The sequence below is a fragment of the Blautia wexlerae DSM 19850 genome, assembly GCF_025148125.1.
GTDB lineage: Bacteria > Bacillota > Clostridia > Lachnospirales > Lachnospiraceae > Blautia_A > Blautia_A wexlerae.
Genome location: NZ_CP102267.1, coordinates 14,840 through 30,000 on the forward strand (window position 1 = coordinate 14,840; position 15,161 = coordinate 30,000).

Annotated in this window: 13 protein-coding genes and 1 riboswitch (1 of these 14 cut by a window edge); all 13 genes read left to right on the forward strand. The window is 41.2% G+C overall.

Annotated elements, in window-relative coordinates:
* Positions 1-74 precede the first annotated feature (74 nt).
* Positions 75-176, forward strand: a riboswitch (SAM riboswitch).
* 163 nt (positions 177-339) lie between these two features.
* A complete protein-coding gene (gene metK / locus NQ550_RS00070) occupies positions 340-1,521 on the forward strand; it encodes a methionine adenosyltransferase (RefSeq protein ID WP_008707987.1) in 1,182 nt (393 codons plus the stop codon).
* 237 nt (positions 1,522-1,758) lie between these two features.
* Entirely contained in the window at positions 1,759-2,901 is a 1,143-nt protein-coding gene (locus NQ550_RS00075) for a sensor histidine kinase (RefSeq protein WP_020993339.1), read from the forward strand.
* Positions 2,898-3,587, forward strand: coding sequence for a response regulator transcription factor (locus NQ550_RS00080; RefSeq protein WP_020993338.1), 690 nt, complete (start codon positions 2,898-2,900; stop codon positions 3,585-3,587). The genes NQ550_RS00075 and NQ550_RS00080 overlap by 4 nt, the downstream gene beginning before the upstream one ends.
* Positions 3,588-3,704: 117 nt before the next feature.
* On the forward strand, positions 3,705-5,171 hold the full coding sequence (locus NQ550_RS00085; RefSeq protein WP_025578480.1) for an aminotransferase class I/II-fold pyridoxal phosphate-dependent enzyme: 1,467 nt from the start codon (positions 3,705-3,707) through the stop codon (positions 5,169-5,171).
* 10 nt (positions 5,172-5,181) lie between these two features.
* Positions 5,182-5,769, forward strand: coding sequence for a nucleoside/nucleotide kinase family protein (locus NQ550_RS00090; protein ID WP_008707981.1), 588 nt, complete (start codon positions 5,182-5,184; stop codon positions 5,767-5,769).
* A 52-nt stretch (positions 5,770-5,821) separates the two neighbouring features.
* Positions 5,822-6,811, forward strand: coding sequence for a DNA polymerase III subunit delta' (holB, locus tag NQ550_RS00095; protein ID WP_025578482.1), 990 nt, complete (start codon positions 5,822-5,824; stop codon positions 6,809-6,811).
* A 1-nt stretch (position 6,812) separates the two neighbouring features.
* Entirely contained in the window at positions 6,813-7,712 is a 900-nt protein-coding gene (locus NQ550_RS00100) for a PSP1 domain-containing protein (protein WP_025578483.1), read from the forward strand.
* Positions 7,705-8,445, forward strand: coding sequence for a tRNA1(Val) (adenine(37)-N6)-methyltransferase (locus NQ550_RS00105; RefSeq protein WP_025578485.1), 741 nt, complete (start codon positions 7,705-7,707; stop codon positions 8,443-8,445). The genes NQ550_RS00100 and NQ550_RS00105 overlap by 8 nt, the downstream gene beginning before the upstream one ends.
* Before the next feature lie 40 nt (positions 8,446-8,485).
* Positions 8,486-9,337, forward strand: coding sequence for a 16S rRNA (cytidine(1402)-2'-O)-methyltransferase (gene rsmI / locus NQ550_RS00110; RefSeq protein ID WP_008707974.1), 852 nt, complete (start codon positions 8,486-8,488; stop codon positions 9,335-9,337).
* A 197-nt stretch (positions 9,338-9,534) separates the two neighbouring features.
* Entirely contained in the window at positions 9,535-11,460 is a 1,926-nt protein-coding gene (gene gyrB / locus NQ550_RS00115) for a DNA topoisomerase (ATP-hydrolyzing) subunit B (protein ID WP_008707973.1), read from the forward strand.
* Between the two features lie 19 nt (positions 11,461-11,479).
* The gene (gene gyrA / locus NQ550_RS00120) at positions 11,480-14,053 is read left to right on the forward strand and encodes a DNA gyrase subunit A (protein WP_022380443.1); all 2,574 of its coding nucleotides are present in this window, start codon (positions 11,480-11,482) and stop codon (positions 14,051-14,053) included.
* Positions 14,054-14,055: 2 nt separating this feature from the next.
* Positions 14,056-14,613, forward strand: a complete 558-nt coding sequence (locus tag NQ550_RS00125; protein WP_025578488.1) for a hypothetical protein — start codon at positions 14,056-14,058, stop codon at positions 14,611-14,613.
* Positions 14,614-14,631: 18 nt separating this feature from the next.
* Positions 14,632-15,161, forward strand: the 5' portion of a protein-coding gene (locus NQ550_RS00130) for a lysophospholipid acyltransferase family protein (protein WP_008707970.1). 184 nt of this gene lie beyond the right edge of the window; only the first 530 of its 714 coding nucleotides appear in the window; it begins with the start codon at positions 14,632-14,634; its stop codon lies off the right edge, out of view.

Below are 15,161 nucleotides of genomic sequence, written 5' to 3' on the forward strand. Positions count from 1 at the left end.
ACATTTGTAAGGGTTAAGTATATTGTATGGTATGCAGCAATCTTAATTAATGCAAGTTAATAATTAGTAATAGCCTTTTATTCAGAGTGGTGGAGATACAAAGGATCTGCGAAGCCACGGCAACCCCTGTTTGTGTAGGAAGGTGCCAACCTGAGCGAGTGATCGAACAATAAGAGGATTGTTGAGATAATCAGACAGTCCGATTACTTCGGGCTGTTTCTTTTTGTTAACGGAAAAGTATCAGCGGAGAGAAATAATCTGTTGATACAGTACATAAATGGCTGCGGGTTATTCTGCGGTCGGGAAACAATTGTAAATGAATAAAAAAAGGAGAACACAATGGAGAAAATTTTATTTACTTCTGAATCTGTAACTGAAGGCCATCCGGATAAAATGTGTGATGCTATTTCCGATGCTATTCTTGACGCTCTTATGGAAAAAGATCCTATGAGTCGTGTTGCATGTGAAACTGCTACAACTACAGGTCTTGTACTTGTTATGGGTGAGATTACAACAAATGCATATGTTGATATCCAGAAAATCGTAAGAGATACTATCCGTGAAATCGGATATACACGTGGAAAATATGGATTTGATGCTGATACATGTGCAGTTATCACAGCAATCGATGAACAGTCTGCTGATATCGCTCTTGGCGTAGATAAAGCTCTTGAAGCAAAAATGGGTGAAGATGAAATTGATGCCATCGGAGCAGGTGACCAGGGTATCCAGTTTGGTTATGCTTCCAATGAGACAGAAGAGTATATGCCATATGCCATCAACATGGCACACAAACTTGCACGTCAGTTAACGAAGATCCGTAAAGACGGTACATTAAAATATTTAAGACCGGATGGAAAAACACAGGTTACTGTAGAATATGATGAAGCCGGAAAACCAAGCCGTATCGATGCAGTAGTATGCTCTACACAGCATGATCCGGATGTAACTCAGGAGCAGATCCATGAGGACATTAAGAAATATGTTTTCGATGAGATCATTCCGGCAGATATGGTAGATGAGAACACAAAATATTTCATCAACCCAACAGGACGTTTCGTGATCGGCGGACCTCATGGTGACAGCGGACTTACCGGACGTAAGATCATCGTTGATACTTACGGTGGAACCGGACGTCATGGCGGCGGTGCTTTCTCCGGTAAAGACTGTACAAAGGTAGACCGTTCCGCAGCGTATGCTGCACGTTATGTTGCAAAAAATATTGTTGCAGCAGGTCTTGCAGATAAATGTGAGATTCAGCTTTCCTATGCGATCGGTGTTGCTCATCCGACATCTATCCACGTAGAAACATTCGGAACCGGTAAACTTTCTGATACAAAGCTGGTTGAGATCATTCGTGAGAACTTTGACCTTCGCCCGGCGGGAATTATCAAGATGCTTGATCTGAGAAGACCGATTTACAGACAGACAGCTGCTTATGGACATTTCGGACGTACGGATGTAGACCTTCCATGGGAGCATCTGGACAAAGTTGATGACCTTAAAAAATACCTTGCTTAAATAAGAAAATCGTAACTGTTCAGTACTTGCACAGACAGTGGAATGCTGAATAATTACAGAATATCACAAAAATTGCAGTGCAATGGGATAAAACAGGAATTATCTGAAAGAACAGGACAGATGATTCCTGTTCTTTTTATAGAAAATTTAGATATGTAAAACAGACTTTATGATATAATGCTTGCAGAGGGCAAAATTATAGAAACCTTATAAATCAACAGATAGAGGATGATCGGGATGAAGTTAAAAACAAGGATTATAGTTGGATTCGGTATGAGTATTCTGGTTCCCCTGCTTTTATTTTCGGCAACTTTGTACGGATTAGGTCATACAAAGTTTGCACAGCAGACAAAGGATTCCTCGGAAGTGGTGTATGATATTTCAGTAGGGGAATCCACCCACAGCCAGACACAGGTAAGGATTATTGCAAAAGATCTGCTGTTTACTGCGACGGTAATATTAGTATTCACAGCTTTATCTATTGGATTATGGATTTACAGAAGTATTGCCACACCGCTGGTTAAATTAAAGAAAGCCACTCAGAATATCAAAGAGGGAAATCTTGATTTTGTTCTGGAAGTAGATGGTGACGATGAGTTTTCGGAACTTTGCCGGGATTTTGAGGAGATGAGAAAGCGGCTGAAGGAATCAGCAGAAGAGAAAGTTCTTATGGATAAAGAAAATAAAGAACTTATCAGCAATATTTCTCATGATCTTAAGACGCCGATCACAGCGGTAAAGGGATATGTAGAGGGGATTATGGACGGCGTAGCGGATACGCCGGAGAAAATAGACCGTTATGTGAAGACTATTTATAATAAGACGAATGAGATGGATCATCTGATCAATGAGCTGACTTTTTATTCAAAGATTGATACCAACAGAATTCCATATACTTTCAGTAAACTGAATGTAGAAGATTATTTCAGTGATTGCGCAGAAGAAGTAGGACTGGAACTGGAAACGAGAGGAATTGAACTGGTATATGCCAATTATGTTGAGGATAATGTGCAGGTGATCGCAGATGGAGAACAGATTCGGCGTGTTATTCATAACATTATCAGCAATGCTATCAAATATATGGATAAACCCAAAGGTATCATCCAGATTCGCATAAAGGATGTGGGAGATTTTATTCAGGTTGAAATTGAAGATAATGGAAAGGGAATTGCAGCAAAGGATCTGCCGTCTATTTTTGATCGTTTTTACAGAACAGACGTGTCGAGAAATTCATCCAAGGGAGGAAGCGGAATCGGTCTTTCCATTGTGAAAAAGATCCTGGAGGATCATGGAGGAAAGGTCTGGGCAACCAGCAGGCTTGGAATCGGCACAATCATGTATTTTGTACTTAGAAAGTATCAGGAGGTACCAATGAAATGAGCAGAATTTTAATTATAGAAGATGAAGAGGCAATTGCAGATCTGGAGAAGGATTATCTGGAGCTTTCCGGATTTGAAGTTGAAATCTGCAACAGAGGAGACACCGGACTGACGCGTGCGCTGAATGAGGAGTTTGACCTGATTATTCTGGATCTGATGCTTCCGGAAGTGGATGGCTTTGATATCTGCAGGCAGGTAAGACAGGAAAAAAATACTCCTATCATCATGGTATCTGCAAAGAAAGATGACATAGATAAAATCAGAGGTCTGGGACTGGGGGCAGATGATTACATGACAAAACCATTCAGTCCAAGTGAACTGGTAGCCAGAGTCAAGGCACATATGGACAGATATAATCGTCTGATCGGTTCCAATGTACGCAAAAATGATATTGTGGAGATCCGCGGGATCAAGATTGATAAGACTGCACGCCGCGTATGGGTAAACGGAGAGGAGAAAACATTTACTTCCAAGGAATATGATCTGCTTACCTTCCTTGCAGAGAATCCGAACAGAGTGTTTACCAAGGAAGAGTTGTTCCGGGAAATCTGGGATATGGAATCTGTGGGAGATATTGCAACAGTCACTGTCCATATCAAGAAGATCCGGGAGAAAATTGAATTTAATACTGCAAAACCTCAGTATATTGAAACAATCTGGGGCGTAGGATACAGATTTAAAGTTTAACTGAATCAGGGAAGTTCCATATTTCAGGCACGAAAAGGCAATAATCAGTGGGAAATTTGGAACGCAAGATTGTTCGAGAAATCAACTTGTTGGCACAATAGTATAAAAAGGAAAAAAATGGAAAGATTATATAAAAAATTAGAAAGCTATGGGCAGTCTGACTATTATCCGTTTCACATGCCGGGGCATAAGAGAAACCGGGCATCTTCAGCAGATGATTTTCTTTTTGAGAGAGATATTACAGAGATTTCAGGATTTGACAATCTTCATCATGCGGAAGGAATTTTGAAAGAAGCACAGGAATATGCAGCTCAGATTTATGGGACAAAGAAATGTTTCTTCAGTGTAAATGGAAGTACGGCGGCTCTTCTGGCAGCAGTCAGTGCAAGTGTAAATAAAGGTGGGAAGATACTTGTCGCGAGGAACTGTCACAAGGCTGTTTACCATGCATTGTATTTACGTGAGCTTCAGCCGGTCTATATTTATCCACATGAAGATCAGAGACTGGGGATAAACGGAGGAATTTCTCCTGAACGTGTGGAAAGATATCTGGAAGAAAATACGGATGTGCAGGCTTTTCTGCTTACTTCGCCTACATATGACGGCGTTGTGTCTGATATAAAGACAATTGCAGAAGTTGTACACAGACATAAGATTCCTCTTATTGTGGATGAAGCACATGGTGCACATCTTCATTATTCTAAATATTTTCCGGTGTCTGCTGCTGATCTGGGAGCTGACATTGTAATACAGAGTTTCCATAAAACGCTGCCATCTATGACTCAGACGGCGGTGCTTCATATATGCAGTGATATGGCAGATGTGGAAAAGATAAAGAGATTTATGGGGATTTACCAGACCAGCAGTCCGTCGTATATTCTGATGGCGAGTATGGATGCATGTATGGATAAACTGAGAAAAGACGGGCAGCAAATGTTTCGCGAATTTACCTTCAATCTGGAGAAGGCCAGACAGCGTCTTTCAAAGTGTGAAAAAATAAAACTGATCGAAGGTTCTATGATCGAAGGCAGTGGAATCTATGATTTTGACAGATCCAAGCTGTTGTTCTCCACAGTCGGAACTTCTGTTAACGGACATCTTCTCCATCAGATACTTCGTGACAGATATCACATTGAAATGGAAATGGCGGCTGAGAAATATGTTCTTGGAATTGCAGCAGTGGGAGATACAGAAGAGGGGTTTGAGAGACTGTGTACTGCAATTGAAGAGATTGATGCAGAGATACAGCAAACAGATGAGTCGGAGGAATCGCAGTATCATACTTCTCATGCGAGAATGACACAGCTTATGACAATTTCTCAGGCAGTGGATGCGCAGCAAAGGCGATATTCTCTGAAAGAAAGTGTTGGCAAAGTCAGTGCAGAGTTTGCTTATCTGTATCCGCCCGGAATTCCGATTATTGTGCCGGGAGAGCAGATAACTGGACAATTTGTAAGAAATGTGAGAAGATACATGGAACAGGGGCTGGAAGTACAGGGACTCAGTGATACATCTGCTGAAACAATCTGCGTAGCTGCCCGAAATGAAATTGGACAGGAAGAATACAGTCCGGCAAAGGAATAACATAACAGATATGGGAAAGATTTTTTACATCATGGGAAAGAGTGCATCCGGAAAAGACAGAATCTATTCACTTCTGGCCGCACATAAAGAATTGAATTTGAAAACACTTATTCTGTATACAACCCGCCCGATCAGGGCAGGAGAGCAGGATGGAAAAAATTATTATTTTGTAGATGACGGAAAACTGGAAGAATTCAGAAAAAACGGAAATCTTATCGAGGAGAGAGCATATCATACGGTTTATGGGATATGGACTTATTTCACTGCAGATGATGGTCAGGTGAACCTTGCAGATTCCGATTATCTGGGAATCGGTACTCTGGAGTCATTTAAAAAGATGCGTAAATACTATGGGGAAGATGCAGTCTGTCCTGTTTATGTCCAGGTAGAAGATGGAGAAAGACTGAGTCGTGCTCTTAATAGAGAGAGAGAACAGGAAAATCCAAGATATGAGGAAATGTGTAGAAGATTTATTGCAGATCAGTCGGATTTTTCAGAGGAAAATATTCTGAACGCAGGGATAGAGAAACGTTTTCAGAATATAAATCTTGATGACTGTGTGAAAGAAATCGCAAATTATATAAAGTCTGTGCAATAGTTCTTCTTTTATGGTATAATATCTTACAAAACGGACTGGTGAGGTGATTCTTATGATGGGATTTAACAATATTATCGGACATGAAGAGATTATCGGACATTTAAAAAATGCAATAGAATCAGGAAAAATATCGCATTCTTATATTTTTACCGGCGAACCAGGTTCTGGTAAGAAGCTCCTTGCAGGGACTTTTGCGGCAACACTTCAGTGTGAGGCCGGAGGTACAGAACCCTGCCAGAAATGCGACTCCTGCAAAAAGGCGATGGGTAAGAATCATCCGGACATTATTATGGTCAGTCATGAGAAACCTGGAACGATCACAATTGACGAGATCAGGGATCAGGTGATCAATGATATAGATATCAGACCATATTACAGTCCTTACAAGATTTATATTATTGCAGATGCAGATCTTATGACACCACAGGCACAGAATGCTCTTCTTAAAACAATTGAAGAGCCGCCGGAATATGCAGTGATTCTTTTGCTGACTAATAATATCGGGGGACTGCTGCCGACTATTCAGTCAAGATGTGTTCGTCTTGATCTGAAGGTAGTGGATGACGGTCTTGTAAAGAAATATCTGATGGAGCATCTTCATGTTCCGGATTACCAGGCGGAGATTGACGCATCCTTTGCACAGGGCAGTATTGGAAGGGCAAAAGAAGCAGCTACTTCTCAGGAGTTTGCAGAGATGACTCAGAATGCACTGAGGATTCTTAAATATGCAAACACCATGGAAGTTTATGAACTGTCAGATGCGATTAAGAGTCTTTCTGAGGACAAACAGAATATCAACGATTATCTGGATATTTTCCAGTTCTGGTTCAGAGATGTCCTGATGTTTAAGGCAACACAGGAGATTGACAATCTGGTATTTAAACAGGAAATTAATTTTATCAGAGAACAGGCAAAGCAGCGTTCCTACGAGAATCTGGAGAACATTCTGGATTCTATTCAGAAGACAAAGGTACGTCTGAAAGCAAATGTTAATTTTGATCTGGCATTTGAATTGCTGTTCCTGACGATCAGGGAGAAATAGAATGACAAAAGTAGTAGGCGTGAGATTTCGTAATGTAGGTAAGATTTATTATTTCAGTCCTAAAGATTATGAAATTAAAACAGGCGATCACGTGATCGTGGAGACAGCCCGGGGAATTGAATACGGGAAAGTCGTACTTGCACCAAGAGAAGTAGGTGAGGAAGATGTTGTTCACCCTCTCAAAGAAGTTCTTCGTGTGGCAACAAAGGAGGACGACGAGAGAGAGGCACAGAACAGAGTCAGAGAGAGAGAGGCATTTAAAATCTGTCAGAAGAAGATTCGTGAACATGGTCTGGAAATGAAACTGATAGATGCAGAGTATACATTTGATAATAATAAAGTGCTGTTTTATTTCACTGCTGACGGCAGAATTGATTTTCGCCAATTGGTAAAAGATCTGGCAGCAATTTTTAAAACGCGTATCGAACTTCGTCAGATTGGTGTTCGGGATGAGACAAAGATTCTGGGAGGAATCGGTATCTGCGGAAGATGTCTGTGCTGCCACACATATCTGTCTGAGTTTGCACCGGTATCCATAAAGATGGCAAAAGAGCAGAATCTGTCCCTTAACCAGACAAAGATTTCCGGTGTGTGCGGAAGACTGATGTGCTGCCTGAAGAACGAGCAGGAAACATATGAAGAGCTGAATAAAAAGCTTCCGGGACTGGGAGATACAGTTACAACTCCGGATGGGCTTACCGGAACTGTACACAGTGTAAACGTGCTTCGTCAACGTGTAAAGGTAATTGTAGAGATCAATGACGAGAAAGAAATTCAGGAATTTCCGGTAGATGACCTGAAATTCAGACCGAGAAAGAAGAAAGTCAAAGTCTCTGAAAAAGAATTAAAAGAACTTGGAAATCTGGAAGATAAAAAAGGAGATTCCAAATTAAATGACTGATCAGCTGGTAAAAGATAATGAACGTATAGATGATCTTCAGAACGGATATTATGTGATACAGGATCCGGATAAATTCTGTTTTGGGATGGATGCAGTTCTTCTTTCCGGCTTTGCAAAAGTAAAAAAGGGTGAGACTGCTCTGGATCTGGGAACAGGAACGGGAATTATCCCGATCCTGCTTAAAACCAAAACAAATGGGAAACACTTTACAGGTCTTGAGATTCAGAAAGAGTGTGCAGATATGGCCGGACGCAGTGTCAGATATAATCATCTGGAGGACGATGTTGAGATCGTACGGGGTGATATTAAGGAGGCTGCTGATATTTTTGGGGCAGCTTCTTTTGATGTAGTGACAAGTAATCCGCCTTATATGATCGGACAGCATGGGCTTCGCAATCCGGATATGCCAAAAGCAATTGCCAGACATGAAGTACTCTGTAATCTGGAGGATGTGGTGAGCCAGGCATCAAAGGTTCTGAAAGAACGTGGAAGATTTTATATGGTCCACAGACCGTTCAGACTGGCTGAGATTATGAATGTTCTCACAAAGTATCGTCTGGAACCGAAAAAGATGCAGCTTGTATATCCATACATAGACAGAGAACCAAACATGGTTCTGATCGAGGCATTAAAGGGAGGAAATTCCAGAGTTACAGTGGAACCTCCTCTGATCGTATATAAAGAGCCGGGAGTCTATACAGAAAATATACTGAAGATTTATGATATGATTTAACAGAATTTTATTTGCAAAGTAATATGAGAGGAAACAAATTATGAGTGGTAAATTGTATTTATGTGCAACACCCATAGGAAATCTGGAGGATATTACACTCCGGGTACTTCGAACATTGAAAGAAGTGGATCTTATTGCAGCAGAGGATACCAGAAACAGTATTAAACTGCTGAACCATTTTGATATAAAAACACCTATGACCAGTTATCATGAGTACAACAAAATTGATAAGGCATATGTTCTGATCAGTAAAATGCAGGAAGGGCAGAATATTGCACTGATCACAGATGCGGGAACTCCGGGGATCTCAGATCCGGGAGAGGAGCTTGCGGCAATGTGTTATGAAGCGGGGATTGAAGTAACTTCTCTTCCGGGACCTGCTGCCTGTATCACTGCCCTGACTCTGTCCGGACTTCCAACCAGAAGATTCGCTTTTGAAGCATTTCTTCCGGCAGATAAAAAAGAAAGAAAACTGATTCTGGAAGAACTGAAGAATGAAACGAGAACTATCATTCTCTATGAGGCTCCTCACAGACTGGTAAGAACTCTGGAGGAATTGAAGGAAACTCTCGGAAATCGCAGAATGACTCTTTGCAGGGAACTGACGAAAAGACATGAGACTGCATTCCATACGACTATCGAGGAGCTGATCCTCTATTATCAGACAGAGAAGCCGCTTGGAGAGTGTGTGCTGGTGATTGAAGGCAGAAGCAGACAGGAGATGGAAGAGGAACAGAAGGCATCCTGGGAAAAAATTACCATAGAAGAACACATGGAAATCTATGAAAATCAGGGACATTCAAGAAAAGAAGCTATGAAAATGGTAGCAAATGACAGAGGAATGACGAAGAGAGATGTCTATCAGTACCTCATCAATAAAACCGAAGAATAAGATTAACATACAGAAGAATTCCCGTTTTCGGGGATTCTTTTTTATTCAGGCTGTGGCAAGGAACGGGCTTTTGTGCTATAATAAATTTGTATTATTATGTCCAGATACCAGAATATATTTGAAAACCTGTCTATAATTTTCACGCAGGGGTTTTCAGATATATTCTGGTGATAAGTATATATAACAGGAGGAAAGAAATGGGCGGAGAAAATACAGAATACGGAGCGGATCAAATCCAGATTCTGGAAGGTTTGGAAGCCGTACGAAAGAGACCAGGTATGTATATCGGAAGTACATCCGGCAGAGGTCTTCATCATCTGGTTTATGAGATTGTAGATAACGCGGTTGATGAAGCACTGGCAGGATTTTGTACAGAGATTCAGGTAGTTATTAATCCGGACAACTCTATCACAGTTGTAGATAACGGACGTGGTATTCCGGTAGGAATCAATCATAAAGCAGGGATTCCTGCTGTAGAAGTAGTATTTACCATTCTTCATGCCGGCGGTAAATTTGGAGGCGGAGGGTACAAGGTATCCGGTGGTCTTCACGGAGTAGGTGCGTCTGTAGTAAATGCACTTTCCACATGGCTTGAAGTAAGGATCTATCATGAAGGTAAGATTTATCAGCAGAGATATGAACGCGGTAAAACTATGTATCCTCTGAAGGTTGTGGGAGACTGCCAACCGGATAAGACCGGAACAACAGTTGTCTTCCTTCCGGATAAAGAAATATTTGAGGAAACAGTATATGATTATGACATTCTGAAACAGCGTTTGAGAGAGATGGCATTCCTGACAAAGGGATTGAAGATTTCTCTTAAAGATACCAGAGAAGGAATGGAAAGAGAGAAAGTTTTCCATTATGAAGGTGGTATCCGTGAATTTGTAAGCTATCTGAACAGAAGCAAGGAAGCGCTTTACCCGGAAATCATTTACTGCGAAGGACAGCAGAACGGTGTGTCTGTAGAGGTTGCCATGCAGCACAATGATTCTTATACAGAGAACTGCTATGGATTTGTAAATAATATTAATACACCTGAGGGTGGTACTCATATTGTAGGTTTCAGAAATGCCCTGACAAAGACGTTCAATGATTATGCCAGAAAGAACAAGCTGCTTAAAGACAGTGAACCCAATTTGAGTGGCGATGATATCCGCGAAGGTCTGACTGCAATCGTCAGTGTTAAGATTGAGAATCCCCAGTTTGAAGGTCAGACAAAACAGAAGCTTGGAAACAGTGAAGCAAGAGGGGCTGTTGACAGCGTGGTGAGCAAGCAGCTTGAGATTTTCCTTGAGCAGAATCCAACAGTAGCGAAAACTACAGTAGAGAAATCAGTTCTTGCACAGAGAGCACGTGAGGCTGCACGTAAGGCTCGTGATCTGACCAGAAGAAAATCAGCACTTGATAATATGTCACTTCCTGGAAAGCTTGCAGACTGTTCAGATAAGAATCCTGAGAACTGTGAAATCTACATTGTAGAGGGAGATTCCGCCGGTGGCTCTGCAAAAACAGCCAGAAATCGTGTAACACAGGCTATCCTTCCACTGAGAGGTAAGATCCTGAATGTAGAGAAAGCACGTCTGGATAAGATTTATGCAAATGCAGAGATCAAAGCTATGATCACAGCTTTCGGAACAGGAATTCATGAAGATTTTGATATCAGTAAACTTCGTTATCATAAGATTATTATTATGACTGATGCCGATGTCGATGGTGCGCACATCGCAACCCTTCTGCTGACTTTCCTGTATCGTTTTATGCCTGAGCTTATCAAACAGGGATATGTGTATCTTGCACAGCCGCCATTATACAAGGTGGAGAAGAACAAGAAAGTATGGTATGCATACGACGATGATGAACTGAATCAGATTCTGACAGAAATCGGACGTGACGGAAATAACAAGATCCAGCGTTATAAAGGTCTTGGAGAGATGGATGCAGACCAGCTTTGGGAGACGACAATGGATCCTGAGAAACGAATCCTGCTTAAGGTTACCATGGATGAGGCTGCGACTTCTGAGATTGACCTTACATTTACTACACTGATGGGTGACAAGGTAGAGCCGAGACGTGAATTTATTGAAGAGAATGCAAGATTTGTAAAGAATCTGGATATCTGATAATAGGGAGAATAGATAAATGGAAGATAATATTTTTGACAAAGTCCACGAGGTGGATCTGGAAAAGACCATGAAGGACTCTTATATTGACTATGCCATGAGCGTTATCGCTTCCAGAGCACTGCCTGATGTAAGAGATGGTCTGAAACCGGTTCAGCGACGTGTATTGTATTCCATGATAGAACTGAATAATGGTCCTGACAAACCGCATCGTAAATGTGCGCGTATTGTCGGTGATACAATGGGTAAATATCATCCACATGGTGACAGTTCTATTTATGGAGCACTTGTAAATATGGCACAGGAATGGTCTACCAGATATCCGCTGGTAGACGGACATGGAAACTTTGGTTCCGTAGATGGTGACGGGGCAGCGGCCATGCGATACACTGAGGCACGTCTGAGTAAGATTTCCATGGAAATGCTGGCAGATATCAACAAAGATACTGTTGACTTCCAGCCAAACTTTGATGAAACAGAGAGAGAGCCGGTTGTACTGCCGTCCCGTTATCCGAATCTTCTGGTGAACGGAACTTCAGGTATTGCAGTAGGTATGGCTACCAATATCCCTCCTCATAATCTGAGAGAGGTTGTGGATGCTGTTGTCAAGATTATAGACAATATCATTGAAGAACAACGCGAAACGACTATGGAAGAGATTCTGGATATTGTAAAAGGTCCTGATTTTCCTACTGGTGCGACGATTCTTGGAAGAAGAGGGATTGAAGAAGCATACAGAACAGGTCGCGGTAAGATTCGTGTACGTGCAGTGACAAATATTGAGACTCTTCCAAACGGAAAGTCCAGAATTATTGTCACAGAGCTTCCGTATCTGGTAAATAAAGCGCGTCTGATCTCAAAGATTGCAGAACTTGTAAGAGATAAAAAGATTGACGGAATCACAGACCTGAATGACCATTCCAGTCGTGAGGGAATGAGAATCTGTATTGATCTGCGCAAGGATGCAAATGCAAATGTAGTTTTGAATTTACTGTATAAGCATACGCAGTTACAGGATACTTTTGGCGTAAATATGCTTTCACTTATTCCGAATAACGGAAGTCTGGAACCGAAGGTATTAAACCTGAAACAGATGCTGGAATATTATCTGGCTCATCAGGAAGATGTAGTGACCAGAAGAACGAAATATGACCTGAATAAAGCAAGAGAGCGAGCTCACATTTTAGAAGGTCTGCTGAAAGCACTGGACAATATTGATGAGGTGATCCGTATTATCAGAGCTTCGCAGAATGTGCAGATCGCAAAACAGGAGTTAATGGATCGCTTTGAACTGACAGATGTTCAGGCACAGGCAATCGTAGATATGCGTCTGCGTGCTCTGACAGGTCTGGAAAGAGAGAAGCTGGAAGCAGAATATGCTGATTTAATGGAAAAAATCCGTAAATACGAGGCTATCCTTGCGGACAGAAGTCTTCTTCTTCGCGTGATTCGTGAAGAAATTCTTGCAATTGCAGAGAAATACGGAGACGACAGAAAGACTTCTATCGGATATGATGTATACGATATTTCTACAGAGGATCTGATTCCGAGAGAGAATACAGTGATCACAATGACCAAACTTGGATATATTAAGAGAATGACAGTAGATAATTTCAGAAGCCAGAACAGAGGTGGAAGAGGAATCAAGGGAATGCAGACTCTTGAGGATGACTACATTGAAGAACTTCTGATGACAACTACCCATCATTATCTGATGTTCTTTACAAATACAGGAAGGGTATATCGTCTGAAGGCATATGAGATTCCGGAGGCAGGACGTACTGCAAGAGGAACTGCGATTATTAATCTGTTACAGCTTATGCCGGGGGAATGTATCACTGCAGTAATCCCGCTCCGCAAATTTGAAGATGGTCATTATCTGATGATGGCTACGAAGAATGGCCTGGTAAAGAAAACACCGATTAAAGAATATGCGAATGTGCGTAAAAACGGACTGGCAGCTATCACATTGCGTGATGATGATGAACTGATCGAGGTTAAGCTTACAGATGATAAGAAGGATATAATACTTGTTACAAAAGATGGTATGTGTATCCGTTTTAAAGAAACAGATGTAAGAAGTACAGGCAGAACTTCTATGGGCGTACGCGGTATGAATATCGATGATGGAGACGAAGTGGTAGCAATGCAGCTGAATTCTCAGGGAGATTGTCTGCTGATAGTTTCTGCAAATGGTATGGGTAAACGTACTTCTATGGGCGAATTTACCTGTCAGAATCGTGGCGGTAAAGGTGTAAAATGTTATAAGATTACCGAGAAAACCGGTGATGTAATCGGAGCAAGAGCTGTAAATGAAGATAATGAAGTAATGCTGATCACTACGGAAGGTATTATCATCAGAATCGCCTGCGCTGATATTTCCATTCTTGGAAGAATTACATCGGGTGTAAAACTGATCAATCTTACAGAGGGTGTCACTGTAGCCAGTGTAGCTAAAGTGAGAGATAAAGAAGAAAAAGATACAAATGCACAGCAGGCAGCAGTGGAAATTACGGACAGTGCAGAAACAGAAGAATCTGATCAGCCGACAGATCAGGAGACACAGGATGAGAACAGAGGGGAAGAGGAATAACCATGAAGAAATGGTACAGATATCTTGCAGCCGGAGTGTTGGTATTACTGACACTCTGTGTGGCAGGATGCGGGGGAGTGAGTCATAAATCACCGGAAAAAGTAACAGAGGAATTGATTCAGTCCTATACTGACGGGAAAGAAAAGAAAGTGAAGGAGTGCTATAACCAGGCAGATAATACAGAAGCAGATCTTCAGACAGAGATTACAGCAACACTCAAATATTTTGCGGCACATAATCCTAAGAAAGTATCTGTTCAGGATTGTGAGATCCTTTCTGAAAATGACAAGTACAGTTATGTATACATAACCTACAATCTGATCCTGGAGGATGATCAGGAATATCCATGTGTTGAAACTTATATGGTTGGTAAACAGGATAAAACTTATTATATCATGGCACCATCACAGATCACAGATGATATGAAAACTCAGGCGGCTACAGCATATGTCCAATTTATGAAGACAGATGCTTACAAGACGTATACCAAAGCATATGAAACATTTATCAAGAAAAATCCGGGATATGAAGACAAAATTTCGGAAAAAGCAGGAGTGTAATATATCGAGGGCAAAAAAATGAAAAGAATATTACTGATGGTATTTAGAAATCTCTTTTTTGTTCCATATGGATGGTTTAAGTTATGCTGGTATGCATCGCATGCAGAACGTTACAGTGAAGAACAGAGATATCAGCTTCTTAAATATGTAGATAACAGAGCAGTGAAAGGCGGTAATCTGGTAATTGACGGTCATGGTATGGAAAATATTCCAAAAGAAAATGGGTTTATTTTCTTTCCCAATCATCAGGGATTATTTGATGTACTTGCAATCATACAGGTGTGTCCGGTACCTTTCTCGGTAGTGGCAAAAAAAGAGCTGACAAACGTACCATTTCTGAAGCAGGTATTTGCATGCATGAAAGCGTTTATGATTGACCGTGATGATGTCAAACAATCTATGCAGGTAATCATTAATGTTATCAAAGAAGTAAAGGCAGGAAGAAACTATCTGATTTTTGCCGAGGGAACCAGAAGCAAAGACGGCAATCATCCGCAGGAATTTAAAGGTGGAAGTTTTAAAGCTGCAACGAAATCAAAATGTCCGAT